19 protein-coding genes are annotated in these 19,853 nt (G+C 67.2%); 8 read left to right on the top strand and 11 right to left on the bottom strand.

The window, feature by feature from the left end; translation table 11 throughout:
* Window positions 1–354: 354 nt before the first annotated feature.
* Entirely contained in the window at window positions 355–1,656 is a 1,302-nt protein-coding gene (locus ACQY76_RS09520) for an Hsp70 family protein (protein ID WP_428032636.1), read from the top strand.
* Here the strand turns inward: ACQY76_RS09520 and ACQY76_RS09515 are convergent.
* Window positions 1,619–3,004 (bottom strand): aldehyde dehydrogenase family protein, encoded by a 1,386-nt coding sequence (locus ACQY76_RS09515; protein ID WP_428032635.1) that lies wholly within the window; start codon window positions 3,002–3,004, stop codon window positions 1,619–1,621. The two genes, ACQY76_RS09520 and ACQY76_RS09515, sit on opposite strands and share 38 nt — an antisense overlap.
* 251 nt (window positions 3,005–3,255) lie before the next feature.
* On the opposite strand from ACQY76_RS09515, the gene ACQY76_RS09510 reads away from it, so the two are divergent.
* On the top strand, window positions 3,256–4,734 hold the full coding sequence (locus ACQY76_RS09510; RefSeq protein WP_428032975.1) for a diguanylate cyclase domain-containing protein: 1,479 nt from the start codon (window positions 3,256–3,258) through the stop codon (window positions 4,732–4,734).
* Window positions 4,735–4,746: 12 nt separating this feature from the next.
* Here the strand turns inward: ACQY76_RS09510 and ACQY76_RS09505 are convergent, their stop codons facing one another.
* Window positions 4,747–5,172: a VOC family protein gene (locus ACQY76_RS09505; protein WP_428032634.1), complete on the bottom strand. Its 426-nt coding sequence runs from the start codon at window positions 5,170–5,172 to the stop codon at window positions 4,747–4,749.
* Window positions 5,173–5,392: 220 nt separating this feature from the next.
* Here ACQY76_RS09505 and ACQY76_RS09500 point away from each other — a divergent pair, with 220 nt between their 5' ends.
* A complete protein-coding gene (locus tag ACQY76_RS09500) occupies window positions 5,393–6,166 on the top strand; it encodes a ferredoxin--NADP reductase (protein WP_428032633.1) in 774 nt (257 codons plus the stop codon).
* A gap of 27 nt (window positions 6,167–6,193) precedes the next feature.
* On the opposite strand, the gene ACQY76_RS09495 is transcribed toward ACQY76_RS09500, so the two are convergent.
* On the bottom strand, window positions 6,194–6,505 hold the full coding sequence (locus ACQY76_RS09495) for a hypothetical protein (protein WP_428032632.1): 312 nt from the start codon (window positions 6,503–6,505) through the stop codon (window positions 6,194–6,196).
* Window positions 6,506–6,640: 135 nt separating this feature from the next.
* Between ACQY76_RS09495 and ACQY76_RS09490 the strand changes: the two genes are divergently transcribed.
* The gene (locus tag ACQY76_RS09490; RefSeq protein ID WP_428032631.1) at window positions 6,641–7,126 is read left to right on the top strand and encodes an N-acetyltransferase family protein; all 486 of its coding nucleotides are present in this window, start codon (window positions 6,641–6,643) and stop codon (window positions 7,124–7,126) included.
* Window positions 7,127–7,271: 145 nt separating this feature from the next.
* Here ACQY76_RS09490 and ahcY read toward each other — a convergent pair whose 3' ends face one another.
* From ahcY to ACQY76_RS09460, 6 genes are all read right to left on the bottom strand, one after another.
* A complete protein-coding gene (gene ahcY / locus ACQY76_RS09485) occupies window positions 7,272–8,684 on the bottom strand; it encodes an adenosylhomocysteinase (RefSeq protein ID WP_428032630.1) in 1,413 nt (470 codons plus the stop codon).
* Between the two features lie 140 nt (window positions 8,685–8,824).
* Entirely contained in the window at window positions 8,825–9,112 is a 288-nt protein-coding gene (locus ACQY76_RS09480; protein ID WP_428032629.1) for an HPr family phosphocarrier protein, read from the bottom strand.
* On the bottom strand, window positions 9,109–9,510 hold the full coding sequence (locus tag ACQY76_RS09475) for a PTS sugar transporter subunit IIA (protein ID WP_428032628.1): 402 nt from the start codon (window positions 9,508–9,510) through the stop codon (window positions 9,109–9,111). The genes ACQY76_RS09480 and ACQY76_RS09475 overlap by 4 nt, the downstream gene beginning before the upstream one ends.
* Window positions 9,511–9,663: 153 nt before the next feature.
* The gene (locus ACQY76_RS09470; protein WP_428032627.1) at window positions 9,664–10,167 is read right to left on the bottom strand and encodes an HPr kinase/phosphorylase; all 504 of its coding nucleotides are present in this window, start codon (window positions 10,165–10,167) and stop codon (window positions 9,664–9,666) included.
* Window positions 10,168–10,169: 2 nt separating this feature from the next.
* Window positions 10,170–12,008 (bottom strand): stimulus-sensing domain-containing protein, encoded by a 1,839-nt coding sequence (locus tag ACQY76_RS09465; protein ID WP_428032626.1) that lies wholly within the window; start codon window positions 12,006–12,008, stop codon window positions 10,170–10,172.
* A gap of 70 nt (window positions 12,009–12,078) precedes the next feature.
* Window positions 12,079–12,777 carry a response regulator transcription factor gene (locus ACQY76_RS09460; protein ID WP_152303983.1) on the bottom strand — a complete coding sequence of 233 codons (699 nt, stop codon included), beginning with the start codon at window positions 12,775–12,777 and terminating at the stop codon, window positions 12,079–12,081.
* Between the two features lie 189 nt (window positions 12,778–12,966).
* On the opposite strand from ACQY76_RS09460, the gene ACQY76_RS09455 reads away from it, so the two are divergent.
* The 3 genes from ACQY76_RS09455 (at window position 12,967) to ACQY76_RS09445 (ending at window position 16,024) form a co-directional block, all read left to right on the top strand.
* Window positions 12,967–13,716: a HugZ family protein gene (locus ACQY76_RS09455; RefSeq protein WP_428032625.1), complete on the top strand. Its 750-nt coding sequence runs from the start codon at window positions 12,967–12,969 to the stop codon at window positions 13,714–13,716.
* Window positions 13,717–13,846: 130 nt separating this feature from the next.
* A complete protein-coding gene (locus ACQY76_RS09450) occupies window positions 13,847–15,463 on the top strand; it encodes a phosphoenolpyruvate carboxykinase (ATP) (protein WP_428032624.1) in 1,617 nt (538 codons plus the stop codon).
* Window positions 15,464–15,508: 45 nt separating this feature from the next.
* The gene (locus ACQY76_RS09445) at window positions 15,509–16,024 is read left to right on the top strand and encodes a DUF3016 domain-containing protein (protein ID WP_428032623.1); all 516 of its coding nucleotides are present in this window, start codon (window positions 15,509–15,511) and stop codon (window positions 16,022–16,024) included.
* 16 nt (window positions 16,025–16,040) lie between these two features.
* Here ACQY76_RS09445 and ACQY76_RS09440 read toward each other — a convergent pair whose 3' ends face one another.
* Complete coding sequence (locus tag ACQY76_RS09440; RefSeq protein ID WP_428032622.1) at window positions 16,041–17,495, bottom strand: sodium:proton antiporter; 1,455 nt, start codon at window positions 17,493–17,495, stop codon at window positions 16,041–16,043.
* A gap of 190 nt (window positions 17,496–17,685) precedes the next feature.
* On the opposite strand from ACQY76_RS09440, the gene recR reads away from it, so the two are divergent.
* Window positions 17,686–18,291 (top strand): recombination mediator RecR, encoded by a 606-nt coding sequence (gene recR / locus ACQY76_RS09435; RefSeq protein WP_428032621.1) that lies wholly within the window; start codon window positions 17,686–17,688, stop codon window positions 18,289–18,291.
* Window positions 18,292–18,365: 74 nt separating this feature from the next.
* Here the strand turns inward: recR and ACQY76_RS09430 are convergent, their stop codons facing one another.
* Window positions 18,366–19,709 (bottom strand): AmpG family muropeptide MFS transporter, encoded by a 1,344-nt coding sequence (locus ACQY76_RS09430; RefSeq protein ID WP_428032620.1) that lies wholly within the window; start codon window positions 19,707–19,709, stop codon window positions 18,366–18,368.
* Window positions 19,710–19,853 lie beyond the last annotated feature (144 nt).

The following is a 19,853-nucleotide window of genomic DNA, read 5'->3' as shown; positions in this document are numbered from 1 at the left end:
AGACCGCCGGCGCGCCTTGCCCGATCCGGCTCCGAGGCAGCCGGCCGGCGCGCATAGCGGGTCAGGCCCGTCGCGGGACCTTGCCTTCACATAGGGACCGAATGTGACAATGGCCAGAAGCCCGTGCCCACCCTCGCCGTTCAGGTCCAGCTGAACAGGAAGGCGCCGACGGCCAGGAGCGTGATGACCACCACGGCGATCGAGTGCTTCATCGTCCAGTTGTGCAGCGTCACGGCGTCGTTCCTCCAGGATTTCCCCAGCTGTGCCGTCTCCGGCACGCAACGTCAACATCATGTCAGTTGAAGATGCCAGACGAAGCCTTTAGGAAAGCGCCCCTTCCGGCGGAGCCACCAGATGACGTTTTGCGGCCTCGATTTCGGCACGTCCAACACCACCCTCGCCTATTGGCGCGGCGGCGGCCCGATTCTGGCTGCGCTGGAAGATGGGAAGGACACGGTGCCGAGCGCGGTATTTTATGACCGGCACGGCACCCTCACCATCGGCCGAGCCGCCATGGCCCGCTATGTCGAAGGCGAGGACGGGCGACTGATGCGCTCCCTCAAGGCTGTGCTTGGCAGCGCGCTGATCGACGAGAAGACCCAGATCGGCCGCCGGGCCATCGGCTTTCGCGAGGTGATCGCCGATTATCTCCGGGCGGTGAAGGCGCGCGCGCAGGAAGACGCCGGCACCGCGCTGGATTCCGTCGTGCTCGGCCGGCCGGTGTTCTTCGTCGATGACGACGCGGCCGCCAACCGCAAGGCCGAGGACACGCTGCGCGCCATCGCCGGCGATATCGGCTTCCGCGACGTCTCGACCCAGTTCGAACCCATCGCCGCCGCGCTCGACTATGAGCAGCAGGTGGCCGGCGAGGAAATCGCGCTGATCGCCGACATTGGCGGCGGCACCTCGGATTTCTCGATCGTCCGGCTGGGGCCCGCCCGGCGGGCGCGGGAGGACCGCAGCGCCGACATCCTCGCCAATGACGGTGTGCGGATCGGCGGCACCGATTTCGACCGCACCCTCAGCCTCGGGACGCTGATGCCGCTGCTCGGCTTCCGCAGCTCGATGAAGCGGCCCGGCCGTGATGTGCCGAGCGGCTATTTCCACGAGCTGGCGACCTGGTCGAGCATCAACCGGCTGTACAATTCCAAGACGGTGCGCGAGCTCAACGAGGTCCGCCGCGAAGCGGCCCAGCCGGAGCGGGTGGAGCGGCTGATCCGGGTGATCGAGGAACAGCGCGGCCATACGCTGGCAATGGAGGCCGAGGCGGCCAAGATCGCTCTCGCCGAGGCCGACGAGGCGCGCGTCGATCTCGGCTGGCTGGAAGCGGGGCTTTCCGTCGGGCTGACGCCGGAACAACTCGTCGAACATACGCGGGGGCTTGCCGAACGCATCGCCCGGCGTGTCGGCCTCTGCCTCGACCAGGCCGGGCTGAAGGCGGAAGATATCGACGCGCTCTTCCTCACCGGCGGCTCGACACGGCTCGCGCATGTGCGCGCCGCCATCCGCGCCACCGTGCCGCAGGCGCGCACGGTGGATGGCGACACCTTCGGCTCGGTCGGCACCGGCCTCGCCATCGAGGCCGCCCACCGCTATGGCAGCCGCAAGGCCGGTGACCTCAGCCGTGGCGCAAATGGAAGGATTTCGGCCGCGTGAGGCTTTCGAAGCCGATGCGCGAGAGCGAGGCGCCGCGCCCGGTATCCTTCACCCCGGTCCAGGCGAGGCCCGGGTCGAGATAGTCGCAGCGGTTCATGAACACGGTGCCGGTCTCGATGTCCCCGCCCAGCCGCTCGGCCGCCTCAAGGTCGGTGGTCCATATCGAGGCGGTGAGCCCGTAGACGCTGTCATTCATCAGTGCCAGCGCCTCGCCATCATCCTTCACCTTCATGATGCCGACCACCGGCCCGAAGCTCTCGTCCCGCATTACCGACATGGAATGGTCGACGCCGGTCAGCACCTGCGGGGCGAGATAGGGCGTACCTTCCTTATTCGCGGGGAAGGCGGCCGGGTCGATATGGGCCCTCGCGCCCTTGTCCACCGCCTCGCGGATCTGCCCGCGGATGAGATCGGCGAAGCGCTTCTGCGCCATCGGGCCGAGCGTCGTTGCCTCGTCCAGCGGATTGCCGAGCACATATTGGGAGGTCAGGCCGACAAAGCCGGAGATGAAGCGGTCATAGAGGCTATCGTGCACATAGATGCGCTCGATGCCGCAGCAGCACTGGCCGGAATTGTAGAAGGCACCGTCCACGAGGTTCGCCACCGCGAAATCGAGATCGGCATCGGCGCGCACATAGGCCGGGTCCTTGCCGCCGAGTTCCAGCCCCAGCGGGGTGAAGGTGCCCGCCGCCGCCCGCTCGATGGCCCGCCCGCCTTCCACCGAGCCGGTGAAATTGACGAAGTCCACCGCCCCGGAACCGATGAGGCGCGAGGTCTGGTCGTGGGTGAGGACGAGATTGGCGAACAGGCCCTTGGGCAGGCCCGCGCGGTCCATCGCCATCTGGAACCGCTCGCCGACGAGCAGCGTCTGCGCGGCATGCTTGAGCAGAACGGCGTTTCCGGCGATCAGCGCCGGGGCGATGGTGTTCACCGCCGTGAGATAGGGGTAGTTCCACGGCGCCACCACCAGCACGAGGCCGAGCGGGTCGCGCCTGACATAGCGCGTGAAACCGGGGCGCACATCATGGGGGACGACCGGGGCGAGGGCGTCCGGCGCCATTTCGGCGACATAGCGCACCCGCTCCTCGAAGCCGCCGAACTCGCCGCCATGGCGCACCGGGCGACCCATCTGCTGGGCGAGTTCGGGCACGATCTCCTGATTCATCGCCAGCATGGCGTCGAGGAAGCGCAGCACATGCGCCGTGCGCTCGGCGATCGGCACGTGGCGCCACGCGCGCTGGGCTGCGCGCGCCTCGGCCACGGCCTGGGCGATTGCCGCTTCGGAAGCTGCCGGCCGCCGGACGAATTCGGACCCGTCGATGGGGGAAATACAGACAATTTCGCTCATGTCACACCCAAACCACTTCGCGGATGGCGCTCCGCACTGGTAGAAAGATAGGATCAGAACCGCCTTGATCCCAGCGCAGCTTTGGCATCGATGCAGCGTCCGCGTTGCGGCCCAGCCGAATCTCCCTTAGATTTACGTGTAATTTCAGACCATGCGGTCTAATTATACCTTCCCGCAAAGCCTTGATGAGCGCTCCCTAGCGCAATCGTCCGCCCTTTCCATAACGTCATGACATGGTCGGTAAGCCCGCGATGAAGCCGGACAAATCGAGCGTTTCGCCGCTGCAACCCCGAATCGCCGATGCACAGGGGGACGACCATGACGACATGTTCGACCTTGCGCCGATCTCGCTCTGGCTGGAGGATTTCAGCGCGGTGCGGGAGCTGTTCGACCGCTGGCGCTCCGAAGGCGTCACCTCGCTGCGTGAACATCTGCGCGGCTATCCCGACCGCGTGGCGGAATGCTCGCGCCGCATAAAGGTGCTCAAGGTCAACCAGCGCACCCTCTCGCTGTTCGAGGCCGGCAGCCTCTCCCACCTCGTCGATAATCTCGACAAGGTATTTCGCGACGACATGCTGCTCACCCATATCGAGGAGCTCTCGCAGCTCTGGGACGGCCATACGAGCTTCGCCAGCCAGGCGGTCAACTACACGCTGAATGGCGAGCGGCTCGATATCCAGCTCAAGGGCACTGTCCTGCCGGGCTATGAGGAGACGCTGGGGCGGATTCTGCTGTCCGCCGAAGATGTGACCGCCCGCGAAGCCGCGCGGCGCCAGGCCGCGAGCGCGGAGCGCTACGCGCTCGGCCTGTTCCAGCACTCGCCGGTCTCGCTCTGGGTGGAGGATTTCTCCACCATCAAGCAATTGATGGACGATCTGCGCTTCCGCGGCATCGACGATTTCCGCGTCTTCACCGACGTTCACCCCGAATTCGTGCAGCGCTGCCTCAGCGAGATCCGGGTCATTGAGGTCAACCGGCACACGCTGGAGATGTTCGGTGCCGCCAGCACGACCGAACTCGTCGACAATGTGCAGAGCGTGTTTCGTGACGACATGCAGCGCCATTTCCGCGAGCAGCTCGTCGAGCTGTGGAACGGCAAGCTGTTCCACACGCGTGAAGTGGTGAACTACACGCTGGGCGGCGACCTTCTGCACGTGCACCTCCAGTTCTCGGTGCTGCCTGGCCATGAAGACGACTGGTCGCTGGTGCAGGTGGCGCTCACCGACATCACCGCCCGCAAGAAGGCCGAGGCTTATCTCGAATATCTCGGCAAGCACGACGTGCTGACCAAGCTCTACAACCGCACCTTCTATGTTGACGAACTGAACCGGCTGGAGCGGCGCGGCCCGTTCCCGGTCACCATCATCTCGGCCCATCTCAACGGTCTGAAGAAGGTGAACGAGCAACTGGGTCAGGCGGCCGGCGACATGCTGCTGCGCCGCGCCGGCGAGATCATCGGCAAGGCGGTGGACGCGCCCTATTGCGCCGCACGCATCGCCGGCAATGAATTCGCTGTGCTGCTGCCGGGGGTGGACGGCGAAGCCGGCCTCGCCGTAATGGAGAACATCCGCGAACTGGCGAGCCTCAACAATCAGTTCTATTCCGCCTCGACGCTCAACCTGTCGCTGGGCCTCGCGACCAGTGCGGCCGGGGAACGGCTCGAAGCGGTAGTCCGACGGGCGGAGGCGCAGGTGGTGGAGGCACGGCGCGAGAGCGACGCCGGCCGCTGAAGCGCGCCCGCCTCACGCCCCCGCGCGCACCGTCAGCTCTTCCAGTTCGGCGAGGTGAACGAAGCAGAGCTTGTTGCCCTCGGGGTCGCGGCCATAGGCGCCGTAATAATCGGGCGCATAGTTCGGGCGCAGCCCCGGCGCCCCCTCGTCGATGCCGCCATTGTCGACCAGGGCGCGCCACGCCGCGTCCACCGCCGCGGGCGAGGGCGCGGCGAAGCTGACCTGCGTGCCGTTGCCCCAGCTGGCCGGCAGCCCGTTGAACGGCAATTGCACGAAGAATTGCGGCCAGGCCCGCCCCGGCATCACCCACATGGCGCCTGCCGGGCCGCCATCCGGCGGCTGATCGACACGCACTAACCCCAGCGGTGCCAGCACCGCGTCATAGAACGCCGTCAGCCGCATCAGATCGCGCGCGCCGAGAATGACGTGACTGAACATGGTTCCCCCGGGTCGGCCGTCCGCCGGGCAGAGACGGCGACGCATGTTTCACCGGCCGGCGGGCAAGGGCAAGCCATGAGTCGGGCCTAGGTGGGCTGTGCAAGCCACGTCGCCGACGGCGCGACAAAGGGTCGACAGCGGCGCGAATGCGCAGTACACGGAGGCGGAGAATTACATCGACTTCCGTTTGTTTGGAAGTTTTCACTTTTATGGATTGTAGATGAGCAATCTTCACACCGAGCGCGTCCTGTCGGTGCACCACTGGACCGACAACCTGTTCACCTTCACCACCACGCGCGACCCGGCGCTGCGGTTCAAGAACGGCCAGTTCGTGATGATCGGCCTTCAGGTGGACGGCAAGCCGCTGCTGCGCGCCTATTCCATTGCCAGCGCCAATTACGAGGAGACGCTGGAGTTCTTCTCGATCAAGGTGGCGAATGGGCCACTGACCTCGCGCCTCCAGCACCTGAAGGTCGGCGACGAGGTGATTGTCGGGCGCAAGCCCACCGGCACGCTGCTGGTCGACTATCTCGTCCCCGGCCGCCGGCTCTATCTTCTCTCCACCGGCACCGGCCTCGCGCCCTTCATGAGCCTCATCAAGGACCCGGAGACCTATGAGGCGTACGAGAAGGTCATCCTCGTCCACGGCGTGCGCACGGTTGGCGAGCTTGCCTATCAGGACTTTATCGAGAACGAGCTGCCGGAGAACGAGTTTTTCGGCGAGCTGGTGCAGGAGAAGCTGGTCTACTACCCGACAGTGACGCGCGAGCCTTATCGCAACCAGGGCCGCATCACCGATCTGATCACCTCCGGCAAGCTGTTCGCCGATCTCGGCCTGCCTCCCCTCGACAAGGAGGATGACCGCGTCATGCTGTGCGGCAGCCCGCAGCTGCTCGACGACATGCGGGTCATTCTCAAGGAGAAGAACTTCGAGGAAGGCTCGACCACCGAGCCGGGCGACTTCGTGATCGAGAAGGCGTTTGTCGAGAAGTGAACGGCCGCGCCCCCGGGCGCCCGTGCTCTAGCGCACGCGGCGCTCGGAATCCCAGCGATCCTTGTCGGTGCGGGCCGCCTCTTCCGGCGACAATACCCGGTACTCCGCCTCGATGATGGGCGGGCCGTCGGCCCGGCCCGCCCGCTTGCGCCCGCCGAACAGGCGATAGGCAAGGCCGGCAATGACGATGATCGGGAAAACCACGAGGAACACGCTGGCCGCGACCAGCGCCAAAGCGGTGCCGAGCGCCAGCGCAACGGCAAGGATGATCGCCACCTGCCACCAGCTCACCTTCCTGACGGTGAAACGCATGCGATCGAACGGATCGGTCGAGCTCATCCTTTAGGTCTTCCCTCCTGACGCGGTCGACCCGCGAAACCCGGATATGGGGAGCGTAGCGGCGGCATGCCAGCGCCGCCATGGAATTTCCTCGCCACGCCCCCTAAGCTGACTTGGCCGGAAACGGGAGAGATCATGCTGCGCGCTGCAATGGAAGCCGATCTGGTTGGCATCCTCGCCATCTATAATCACGCCGTTCTGAATTCCACGGCGATCTGGAACGACACGCCGACCGATCTCGCCAACCGCGCCGCCTGGCTGCGCGACCGGCAGGCCAAGGGCTATCCGGTCATCGTCGCGGAAGAGGGTGGCGAGGTGCTGGGCTATGCGAGCTTCGGCGATTTCCGGCCCTTCGACGGCTTCCGCATCAGCGTCGAGCATTCCGTCTATGTCGCGGAAACCGCTCGCGGGCGCGGGCTCGGCCGGGCGCTGGTGGAGGCGCTGTTCGAGCCGGCGCGGACGCTCGGCAAGAAGGTGATGATCGGCGGCATCACCGGCGGCAACGAGGCCTCGCTGGCGCTGCACGCGCGCCTCGGCTTCCAGGAGACCGGCCGCATGCCGGGGATCGGCACCAAGTTCGGCCGGCGGCTCGATCTGGTGTTCCTGCAGAAGGATCTGTGAGCCCAACGGGCTTCATACCCGCATCTTCACACCCTTGGCCGTCATGCCCGGGCTTGTCCCGGGCATCCCACGTCTTTGCCTCAGGGGTAACCGTGGATGGCCGGAACAAGCCCGGCCATGACGGCATTACTGCGTAAAACGCCGATCAATAACGGTAGTGATCGCTCTTGAACGGGCCCTCGGGGGTTACGCCGATATAGGCGGCCTGGTCGGGGCGCAGCTTGGTGAGGTTCACGCCGATCTTGGCGAGGTGCAGCATCGCCACCTTCTCGTCCAGCGCCTTCGGCAGCACGTAGACTTCCTTCTTGTATTTGCCGTCCTTGTTGTTGGCGTAGAGTTCGATCTGCGCCAGCGTCTGGTTGGTGAAGGAGGCCGACATCACGAAGGACGGGTGGCCCATGGCGTTGCCGAGGTTCACCAGGCGGCCTTCCGACAGCAGGATCATGCGCTTGCCATCGGGGAAAGTGATCTCGTCGACCTGCGGCTTGATGTTGTCCCACTGCAGGTTCTTCAGCGACGCGATCTGGATCTCGTTGTCGAAGTGGCCGATGTTGCAGACGATCGCCCGGTCCTTCATCGCGCGCATGTGCTCGATGGTGATGATGTCCTTGTTGCCGGTGGCGGTGACGAAGATGTCGGCGATCGGCGCCGCCTCCTCCATGGTCACCACCTGATAGCCTTCCATCGCCGCCTGCAGCGCGCAGATCGGGTCGACTTCGGAGACCATCACGCGGCAGCCGGCCTGGCGCAGCGAGGCGGCCGAGCCCTTGCCGACATCGCCGAAGCCGGCGACCATGGCGACCTTGCCGGACATCATGACGTCCGTGCCGCGGCGAATGCCGTCGACCAGCGATTCACGGCAGCCATAGAGGTTGTCGAACTTCGACTTGGTCACCGAGTCGTTGACGTTGATGGCGGGCCACAGCAGCGTGCCGGCCTTCTGCATGTCGTACAGCCGGTGGACGCCCGTGGTGGTCTCTTCCGAGACGCCCTGGATGCTGTCGGCGATCGCCTTGAAATAGCCCTTGGGCTTCTCATTGAGCTGCTTCTTCAGCAGCGCGAAGAACACTTCCTCTTCTTCCGAACCGGGAGCGTCGAGGAAGGCAGTGTCGCCGTTCTCGGCACGCAGGCCGAGATGGACATACATGGTGGCGTCGCCGCCATCATCGAGGATCATGTTGGGATAGCCGCCACCGTGCCAGTCGAACAGCTTGGCGGTGTAGTCCCAGTACTCGGTCAGCGTCTCGCCCTTGATGGCGAACACCGGCACGCCGGCGGCGGCGATGGCGGCGGCGGCGTGGTCCTGCGTCGAGTAGATGTTGCAGGAGACCCAGCGCACATCGGCGCCGAGCGCCACGAGCGTCTCGATCAGCACGCCGGTCTGGATGGTCATGTGCAGCGAGCCGGCGATGCGGGCGCCCTTGAGCACCTGCTTCGGGCCGTATTCCTCACGGGTCGCCATCAGGCCCGGCATTTCGGTCTCGGCGATCGAGAGCTCCTTGCGGCCGAACGGGGCGAGGCTGATGTCCTTGACGATGTAATCGGTGGCGGAGGCCATGATGCGGTTTCCCTGCTGCCAGACGCAAAGCGGTATGAATGAGCTGGCAGCGTGATAGCAGCCGCGCCCTGCAAATACAATAACGATATAAAGATGTCTTTATATGACGGCCGCGCTCGCACGAGGCGAACGTGGCGATGTCACTCGCCTTCGCCGAAGCGGTCGGACACGAGCGCCTCCAGCGCGTCGATGGCCTCGCGCGCCTGCGGGCCGCTCGCCTCGACGAGAATGGTGGTGCCCGGCGCCGCCGCCAGCATCATCAGCCCCATGATCGAGGTGCCGCCGACCGTCTCGCCGGCGCGGGTGACGCGCACATCGGCGTCGAAGCGCTCCACCGTCTGCACGAATTTGGCGGAGGCGCGCGCATGCAGCCCGCGCCGGTTGACGATGGCGAGCTCGCGCCGGAGAGCGTCCGTGGTCGCACTCATTTTCCGGCCAATACCCGGCTGGCGATGTTGATGTATTTGCGCCCGGCCTCCTGGGCCTGCGCCACGGCCTCGCCCATCGGAACCTCGCCGCGCACGGTGGCGAGCTTCACCAGCATCGGCAGATTGATGCCGGCGACCACCTCGATATCGGGGGATGTCATGACCGAGATGGCGAGATTGGACGGCGTGCCGCCGAACATGTCGGTGAGGATCACCACGCCACCGCCGCTGTCCACCGCCCCGACCGCATCGACGATATCCTGGCGACGCCGCTCGATATCGTCGTCCGGCCCGATGGTGATCGTCTCGATCTGGGATTGCGGCCCCATGACATGTTCGAGCGCGGCACGGAATTCGCTGGCAAGGCGTCCGTGCGTTACGAGTACGAGACCTATCATCTTGCTCCGCCGCACGCCTGTTCGGCGCGACTGCCATGCGACTGCCGGAGGCATCGACGCATGATCGCCCGCCGCCCCCTTCGCGGGGCGCACATCATCGTTGCGCTGCACACGAATGGCAAGTACCGCAGCGGAAAATCCGTGCACGGCCCGTCAGAGAGTGCCGCCCGGCCCTGAATCCTCGTCCAGCGCCGGCGTCGTGAGCAGCGCGGCCAGCACCTGGTGCACGGGGTCGCCTCCTGCAAAGACCGGGAGACGTTCGATCTCCACTCCTTCGACCAGGACACGCCGCGTCGCGGGCTCCGGCAGGCGGGCGGCGTCGGTGGCACCGAGGTCGACCACGAGATCGATCCCGGTCTCGGCCAGGAAGGGCAGGCGCCGAAGGCCGGCGCCTCGTACCTCGATGAGCCCCGCCAGACAGTGCGGAGCCGCGGCGAAAAGCCGCCCGTCCCGGGGCGACAGCAACACGCGGTCATCCGCGACCAGTCGGGCCGATGAGACCAGACCGGCACGACCGGCGAGGATCAGCGCGAAGGCAAGGTGCGACTTGCCCGCACCGGACGCACCGCGGATCAGCACGCCCCGCCCGCCGACGCATAGGCAGCTGGCGTGAATGGTAGCGGCGCCGTTTCCCGGTGCTGCAACAACCTCCACCATGGCTAGCTCGCCGGCAGCCGGACGATGAAGCGCGCGCCGGACAGCCTGGCCGTCGCCTTGCGCGCGGCCGGCGCGCCGGTTTCGCCCTCGCCCGTCGCCGGCTTGGCCTTGGCACGCGAGGTCTTCGGCTTCTTCGGGGTCGGTTCCTCCGGACGGCTCTCACCCGGGCGGTTCTCCGCCCAGATGCGACCGCCATGCGCCTCGATGATCTGGCGCGAAATGGAGAGGCCAAGGCCGGAATTCTGGCCGAAGCCCTGCTCCTCCGGCCGGTCGGTGTAGAAGCGCTCGAAGATGCGGCCCAGCGCGTGCGGGGGAATGCCGGGGCCATCGTCGTCGACGATGATCTCCACGCTCTCGCGGTTGCGCCGACAGGTGACGCGGACCTCGCCATCCTTGGCGGAGAAGGAGCGGGCATTGTCGATCAGGTTGTTGATCACCTGGCCGAGCCGGGAATCGTGGCCCGGAACGATGAATGCGCCGCCGTCCCCTGGTTCGGGCTCGAAGGTCAGGCTCACCCGCACCCCATCGCCGCGAAGCACGTCATTGTGAACCCCGGTGACGGTCGTCAGCAGCCGGACGAGGTCGACGGGTTCGGATTCCTGCCGCTGCAGCTCGGCGTCGAGCCGCGAGGCATCGGAGATGTCGGTGATCAGCCGGTCGAGGCGCTTCACATCGTGCTGGATCACCTCCAGCAGACGGCCGCGCGAATTGTCGGATTTCGCCAGCGGCAAGGTTTCCACCGCAGAGCGCAGCGAGGTGAGCGGGTTCTTCAGCTCGTGCGACACATCGGCGGCGAAGCTCTCGATCGCCTCGATACGCGAATAGAGCGCGTCCGTCATGTCGCGCAAGGCGCCGGAGAGATGGCCGATCTCGTCGGAACGGTTGGTGAAATCGGGAATCTCGACGCGCGAGCGCGTACGCCGGCGCACCCGCTCGGCCGCGTCGGCCAGCTTGCGCACCGGACCGGCGATGGTGCCGGCCAGCAGCAGCGACAGCACCACCATCACCGCCATGGCGACGAGGAAGACCCGCACGATCACCAGCCGCTCGGCCGCCACCGCCTCGTCGATCTCGCCGCCCTGAGTGGAGAGGAGCAGGGCGCCCAGAATGGCGCGGAATCGCTGCACCGGCACGGCGACCGAGACGATCACCTGGCCGCGCTCATTGACCTGCACCACGCTCGCCTTCTGCCCCTGCAGCGCCTCGACCACCGCCGGGTAGCCCTTGCCATTATTGGGGCCCAGCTCCTTGTAGAGCGGCAGGTCGCCGCGCTCGAACCAGAACTTCATCGCGTTCCAGCCGCGTTCCATCCAGTTCGGCTTGGGCGTGGTGGGGGCGGGCATGTCGAAGCGCAGGATCTCGCCGCGCGCATAGAGCGAGCGGGAATCGAGCAGCAGCGCGCCGTCGCGGTCATAGATGCGGGCGCGGGTGCCGGTGGGCTCGACCAGCCGCTTGAGCACGGGGGCGACCCGTTCGGGATTGATCGGGAATTCGAGCGGGGCAAAGCCCTCCTCGCCGGGGCCGTAGCTCTCGCCGGCCTTCAGCTCCAGAAGCCGCTCGGGATCGATGGTGATGGCGTTGGTCTCGACCTGCGCCGAGGCGGCGATGGCGCCGGCGATGATCTCGCCCTGCACGATCAGGCTCTGCACGCGGGCATCGATCAGCCCGGCGCGGAATTCCGAGAGATAGAGGATGCCCGACACCAGCACGCACATGCCCACCAGATTGAGCAGGACGATGCGGCGCGTGAGGCTCGAGAAGCTCTTGAAGGCGACGAAATTGCGCGCCCGGCGCAAGCTGCCGAGCAGGCCCGAGCGCTCGCCGGGCCGGGACATGTCCATCGTTTCCCCTTCATCGCCGATCGCGCGTGCGACCGGGTGGCGGGTCGATTCCGGATCAAGCAAAGAACCGCTACTCCTTGAAGCGGTAGCCGACGCCGTACAGCGTCTCGATCATCTCGAAATTGTCGTCCGTCACCTTGAACTTCTTGCGCAGCCGCTTGATGTGGCTGTCGATGGTGCGGTCGTCGACATAGACCTGGTCGTCATAGGCCGCATCCATCAGCGCGTTGCGGCTCTTCACCACGCCCGGACGGGTGGCCAGCGCCTGCAGGATGAGGAACTCGGTGACGGTGAGGGTGACGTTCTCGCCCTTCCAGGTGCAGGTGTGGCGCTCGGGATCCATGCGCAGCAGGCCGCGCTCCAGCACCTTGGCGCTGTCGGTCTCGCGCGGCAGCGTGCCGTCCTTGGGCGCGAAGCGGCGCAGCACCGCCTTCACGCGCTCCACCAGCAGGCGCTGCGAGAACGGCTTCTTGATGAAGTCGTCGGCGCCCATCTTCAGGCCGAACAATTCGTCGATCTCGTCATCCTTGGAGGTAAGGAAGATGACCGGCATATCGCTTTTCTGGCGCAGGCGGCGCAGCAGCTCCATGCCGTCCATGCGCGGCATCTTGATGTCGAAGATGGCGAGGTCGGGTGGATTGGTCTTGAAGCCGTCAAGTGCCGTGGCGCCGTCAGTGTACGTCTGAATCCGATAGCCCTCCGACTCCAGGGCAATGGAAACGGAGGTGAGAATGTTGCGATCGTCGTCGACGAGAGCGATGGTCGGCATCTGCGCACTTTCCTGTTCGGCGGCGGTAACACAAAGGGGTGAACCCCGCCGGCGTGGCTACAATGTGACACGCAAACTGATTCAGCGGAAATTAGCGCGTTTCGGCCGCGCCCGCCAATCGTGGCGACCCGCTTGACGCCGGCTGTCGGCGCGGGCACCTCTTCGGCGCTGAGGGCGGAGTGTTCACCCATGCCAGAAACATCCGGGACCACAGAGGCATTTGACCCCGCGCGCGCGGTAAAGCGGCTGGTTCGCGAGAGCCAGACGGCTGCGCTGGCGACGCTCGACGCCGATGGCGGGCCCTACGCGTCGCTGGTGCAATGCGCCAACCTGCCCGATGGTGCGCCGCTGCTCCTGCTCTCGCAGCTCGCCCGCCATACCGGCAACCTCAAGCGGGATGCGCGCGTCTCGCTTCTGGTGGACGAGCACCGCAAGGGGGATGAACTGCAGGGCGCGCGCGCCGGGCTGAAGGGCCGCATCCACGCGCTCACCGATGCCGACGAAATCGCGACGGCGCGCCGCCGTTTCCTCGCGCGGCACCCGGACGCGGCGGGTTTCGCCGGCTTCAGCGACTTCGGCTTCTACCGCGTGGAGATGGAGAGCGCTCATCTGGTCGCCGGCTTCGGGCGCATTGTCGATGTCGCGGGGGCAGCGCTTTCCACCCGGGTGGATGATGCCGCCGGCCTTCTCGCCGCCGAGGAGAGCGCCGTAGCGCACATGAATGCCGACCATGCGGACGCGGTGCAGCTCTATGCGCTTCACCTCGTCGGCACCGGCCCCGGCCACTGGAAGATGGTCGGGCTCGACCCCGAGGGCTGCGACCTTATGGACGGCACGCAGGTGCGCCGGCTCGACTTCGGCCGCCGCGTCACGAACGCGCAGGAGATGCGGGCTGTACTGGTCGAACTCGCCGGCACCGCCCGTACGGCAGCGGTTTGAGGCTGCTGTCGGTAGCAGGCAACGCGCGGTTCGGCCTGCTTTAGCCACACAATCGACCCGGAAATTCGCGCAAAAGGCCCGACTGGCCCTGCAGGATGCCGCCTCCTGTCATGCGTAGGAGGAGCCGACCTTGACCCAAAGCGGCACGCAGAATGAACATACCGGCCATGAATCCGAGGGGCTTCCGGCCAGCGGCCTTTCGCTCACCGGCCGGGTGTTCTGGAACCTGGGAGCGGCCGCACTGTGCGAGCGCGCCGTGGCCCGTGGCGAGGCGAGGCTTTCCGACAGCGGCGCGCTGGTGGTGACCACTGCAGCACCTTCCGCTGCGCCCGCGCACTATGTGGTCCGCACATCCCCACATGAGGACGGCGCGGAGGAAGCCCTTCGCGAGAGCACCGTCATCCTGTCGCGCGCGCATTTCGAGGCGCTCAAATCGGATCTGCTCGCGCATACCGCCAGCCGCACGCTTTTCGCGCAGGACGTGCAGGTGGACGCCGGGTCCGGCCTGCGGCTGCGCGTGCTCTCGGAGCAGGCATGGCATGGCCTGTTCGCACGCCACCTGTTTCCGGCCGCCGACGTCCAGCACGACGCGCACAGCGTTCCGGATGTCACCATCCTCTGCGCGCCCGGCTTTCGGATCGACCCCGAGGCGCATGGCGTTGATGCCACGGGCGCCATCGCCATCGACGTCGAGAGCGGCGTCGCGCTGGTCGCGGGCATCGCCGGCAGCGAGGCGATACGCCATGCCCTCTTCACCTTCCTTGCGCACCGGCTGCCCAACCATGGCGTATTGCCGCTGAACGGCGCCGCCACTGCCGACCCGGCGGGCGACGTCGCGCTGTTCCTCGGCCCTCCCGGCGCCGGCAAGAGCGCGCTGGCGGGCGATGCCACCCATGTGCAGATCGGCGACGGCGCCCTCGGCTGGAACCGGGACGGCATCGTGCCGCTAGAGGCCGGCGTCTGCGCGCGGCTCCGCGACCTGTCTCACCACCCCGGCGCCGAGGCGGCGACGCGGCGCTTCGGCGCCGTGCTGGAAAACGTGCCCGTCGATACCGGCACCCGCGCGCCCGATTTCGCGCCGGGCGGATCGTCGTCGCAGGCGCGCGCCATCGTGCCGCTCGGGGCGGATCGGAACCCGGGCGCGCCCCGGCCTCCCGCCCATCTGTTCCTGCTGGTGCATGACGCCCTCGGCGTATTGCCGCCGATCGCGCGGCTCAGCTCCGCACAGGCGCTTTACCACTTCCTCTCCGGCTACAGCGCTGGCGGGAGTGCCGCGATGCCCGAGACGATCGTCGAGGCGGCCGTCGCGGCGCCCTTCGCACCTTGCTTCACCCCTGCCCTGCCGCACGCGCCGGACGTCTACGGCGCCTTGCTGCGCGACCTGCTGGCGCGGCATGAACCTTCCTGCTGGCTGGTCAATACGGGCTGGATCGGCGGGCGCGCCGGCACTGGGCGCCGCGTGCCGCTGGAGACCAGCCGGCGGCTGGTCGATGCCGCGCAGGCGGGGGAACTGGCGGCCGGGGAGTGGCGTACGGATCCGCATTTCGGCTTTTCCGTGCCCGCAGCCCTCGAAGGCGTCGACCCGGTTCTCCTCGATCCGGTGAAGGCGTGGACGCACCGCGCCGACCACGCCGCGGCGGCGCGCCGGCTCACCGGGCTCTTCGCCACCCATTTCGCGCGCTTCGAGACGACGTTCGGCGAGGATGTGCGCGGCGCGCAGCCCGGGATGGCCATGGCGGCGGAATAGCGCGACGCTGGCTGACGCCCCGCCACCGGCAGAGAGGATGAGATGATGGCCCGCTTCTCCCGCTGGACGGCTGTTTCGGTCCTTGCGGCGGCGCTCCTGCTGCCCGGCACCGCGCAGGCGGCCACTGCCGTCACCTTCGTGGCGCCGCAGGACTACGCCGACGGCAATCTCGCCTGGGGGCCGGTGGACCAGCGACTGACCCTCGAAGGGCTGGAGCGCATCATACAGCGTATCGCCGCCAAAAGGCTGCCGGCGGGAACCGACATCGACATTGCCGTTCTCGACCTCGACCTCGCCGGCCGCGTCAACCCGCTGCGCTCCCGTACCGGGGATATGAGGGTCATGCGGCAGGACACGTGGCCGTCTATGACGCTGCGCTATACGGTGCGCCGGGGTGGCAAGGTGGTGGCGCGCGGCGAGGACACCCTGCGCGCAATGAACTATTTGATGGACCCGGCGGCGGTGCGCTCCGCCGAGCCGCTGCGGTTCGAGAAGGCGATGCTCGACAGCTGGTTCCGCGTCCGCTTCGCCTCGCTGGACGCCCGGCGGCCGGCGAGCTGAGACGGCGGGAGCCCGCTTACAGGAAATACAGCCAGGTGAGCAGCGCGAAGCAGGGCAGCAGGAACACGCCCGACCACGCCATGTAGCCGAAGAAGCTCGGCATGGCGACGCCACGGCTCCTGGCGATGGCGAGCACCATAAAATTGGGCGCGTTGCCGATATAGGTGAGCGCGCCCATGAACACCGCACCTGCCGAAATTGCCTCCAGCGTCACCGCATGGCGGGTCATCAATTCCTGCGCGTCGCCGCCGGCGAGGTTGAAGAAGACCAGATAGGTCGGCGCGTTGTCGAGGAAGCCCGACAGCAGGCCGGTCATCCAGAAATAGCCGGCATTCACCGGCCCACCGGCCTCGTCGGTCACCAGCGCCACCAGCGGCGACAGCGCGCCGCTCGCCCCCGCCTTCAGGATCGCGATCACCGGGATGATGGTGAGGAAGATCGCCGCGAAAAGCTTGGCGACCTCGCGGATCGGCTCCCAGTCGAAGCCGTTGCGCTCGCGGATGAAGGCGGGGGTGATCCAGATAGAGATGCCGGCCAGCGCCAGCAGGCCGAGGTCGCGGGCGATCGAGGGCAGCGGCACATGGGTGCCGAAAATGTCGAACGCGATGCCCGGTTTCCACAGCGCGCTCATCAGGATGGCCGCAATGACGCCGGCGAGGAGCGGCAGGTTGCGCAGTCCGCGCAGGCCGAGACGCTCCGTGTCGGGCGTCGGGTCGGGCTTGGGCGGCAGGTTCTCCTCGCGCGCATAGAAATAGCGGTCGAGCAGATAGAACGCGCCGAGCAGGATGAGCGCCACCGTCGCCGTGTCGTGGAAGAGATGCTGCGTGGTCCAGAAGAAATCCACGCCCTTCAGGAAGCCGAGGAACAGCGGGGGGTCGCCCAGCGGCGTCAGCGAGCCGCCGATGTTCGACACCAGGAAGATGAAGAACACCACGGTGTGGACGTTGAAGCGCCGGCCATCATTGGCGCGCAGCAACGGGCGGATCAGCACCATGGAGGCACCCGTGGTGCCGATCAGGCTGGCCAGCACCGTGCCAATGGCGAGCAGGCTGGTGTTCACGCCCGGGCTGCCATGCAGATTGCCGGTAAGCAGGATGCCCCCGGAGATGGTGAACAGCGAGAACAGCAGGATGATGAAGGGGATGTATTCCAGCAGCGCCGCGTGCGCGACCTCATACACCGTCAGGCCCGCGCCGAAGACGGCGATGAACGGCACGAGGAAAGCCAGCGCCCAGAACAGCGCCACCTTGCCGTAATGATGGTGCCAGAAATGCCCGGCCAGCAGCGGGATGATGGCGATCGACAGCAGCATGCCCACAAAGGGCAGGCCCCAGACCAGCGGCAGCGCCGCCCCGTCTATCCCCTGCCCCTCGGCCGCGTGGGCGGGTGACGCGGCCGCCAGCAGCAGGATTGGCAGGCACCCGATGACAAGGCGCGGGACGGCGCGTGCGGCGGCCTTCGTCGTCGTCATCGGTTCCCCCCCGGAAGAGACACGTACATTGGTCCTCATCGGGGTTAGCAACCCCCTTGTCGGGTGTCGAGCAAAACCGGAGCGCCCGTGCGGCGATGGGACGGACGGGTTGCCGTGGCCCTTGGCGACCCCTGCCCGGCTGCGCTAGACCGTGACCACCGGCCCGCACGCCGCCGGCCTTGAGGATGCCATGCCCCGCGCCGTTGCCGGCCCCGAGATCGAACGCCTGATCCAGCTTCTCGCCCGCGTGCCCGGCCTCGGCCCACGCTCGGCCCGGCGGGCGGCGCTGCACCTGATCAAGAAGCGGGAGCAGCTGATGAGCCCGCTTTCCAGCGCCCTGGAGGATGTGCTCGGCAAGATTTGCACATGCCGCGTCTGTGGCAATATGGATGTGCGCGATCCCTGCTCGATCTGCATCGACGATACGCGCGACCCTTCCCTGCTGGTGGTCGTCGCCGACGTGTCGGACCTCTGGGCGCTGGAGCGGGCGGCGGCGCTGAATGCGCGCTACCATGTGCTCGGCGGCACGCTCTCGCCGCTGGACGGAATAGGTCCCGACGACCTCAACATTGCCGCGCTGGTCGAGCGGGCGCATGGCGGCGCGGTGACGGAAGTCCTTCTGGCGCTTGGCGCAACGGTGGATGGACAGACCACCGCCCACTACATCACCGAGCTTCTGCGCGAGGCGCAGGTGAAGGTCACGCGCCTCGCCCATGGCGTGCCGGTGGGCGGCGAGCTCGACTATCTCGACGAGGGCACGCTCTCCGCCGCCATCCGCGCCCGCACCAGCTTCTGAGCGGTTGTTTCCCCCGGCGCAACTGCGGGAGCTGCTGCATTTCACTGCAGACTACAAGCTGCGGCGCTGCAGCCTCACCGGCTGCCGGCGGCCAGTTCCCGGAAATGGCCGCGCGCCTGCAGATAGGCCAGGAGCGCCAGCCCCGGCAGGGCCGCCACCGACGTGATGGCGAAGAACACGATCCACCCCGTCTCCACCGCGACGAAGCCGGCGGAGGAGGCGAGGAAGGTGCGCCCCACCGCCGCGAGCGCGGTGAGCAGCGCGTATTGGGTGGCGGTGTGGGCGCGGTTGCCGCACAGCGCCGAGATATAGGCGACGAAGATCACCGTGCCGATGGCACCGGCGAAATTCTCGACCACGATGGTCGTCATCAGCGCCGGCACGTTCACGCCCATCCAGGCCTGCCAGGAAAAGGCGAGGTTGGAGAGCATCTGCAGGATGCCCCCCACCCAGAGCGCGGTGGAGAGCGGCAGGGCGCGGGCGATCACCCCGCCGGCGAAGCCGCCGGCCAGTGCCGCCGCGAAGCCCACGCCCTTGACCACGCCGGCATAGGTCGCCTTGTCGAAGCCGATGCCGATGACGAAGGCCCCGGTCAGCGTGCCGGCGAAGGCGTCGCAGAACTTGAAAAGCACCACAAACAGCAGGATGGCCACCGCGCTGTTGCGGGTCAGGAATTCGCTGAAGGCGCCAACCGCCGTCTCGCCGATGCGGCGGAGCACGTTTTCCTCGGGCCGGGTCACCGGGTGGCCCGCCGGCTCCTTGGCCATCAGCGCGGCGAACAGACCGACGCCGACCATCGCCGCGGCGGCGAGGTAGCCATAGGCCCACACATCGGCACGCGGCGCGCCCAGCGCCTCGAACCATGCCACCAGCAGCACGACGCCGGCGCCCGAGGCCAGCATGCCCACCCGGTAGGCGGCGACATAGCCGGCCATGCCGGCGGCCTGCTCGCGCACCTCCAGGCTCTCGACGCGGAAGGCGTCGACGACGATGTCCTGCGTGGCGGAGGCGGTGGCGACCAGCAGGGCGCCGAAGGCCACATGCCAGGGCGACAGAACCGGGTCCTGGAAACCGAGCCAGACCACGGCGAGCACGAGCAGAAGCTGGGTGAACACCAGCCAGCCGCGCCGTCGCCCGAGCCACCGCCCCAGCAGCGGCACGTCCAGCGCGTCGACCAGCGGGGCCCAGATGAACTTGAAATTATAGGGCACCCCGACCAGAGCGAAGAGGCCGATCGTGGTGAGGTTCACCTGCGACTCGGCCATCCAGATGGTCAGCGTGGCGCCCGACAGGGCCAGCGGCAGGCCGGAGGAAAACCCCAGCAGCACCACGATGAGAACGCGCGGGCGCAGATAGACGGCCAGGCTGGCGAGAAAACCGTCCGCTTCAACGTCGGCGGCAGGGACGCGGTCAGTCATGGGGGCGGTCGATCATGAGAGGCTCGCTCGGCTGCGGCGCGATTCGGGGGGCGTCCCGGCTATGTCTAGAGCGCTTTCGCCTCGGATTGAATCGGCAACACGTCTCGCCGGCGTCTTCCCGTCGCAAAGCGGGCGGGCGATCCC

Source organism: Ancylobacter sp., assembly GCF_965279025.1.
Lineage (GTDB): Bacteria > Pseudomonadota > Alphaproteobacteria > Rhizobiales > Xanthobacteraceae > Ancylobacter.
Note: the sequence above shows the minus strand (reverse complement) of the source record. Positions and strands in the feature narration are given on the sequence as shown.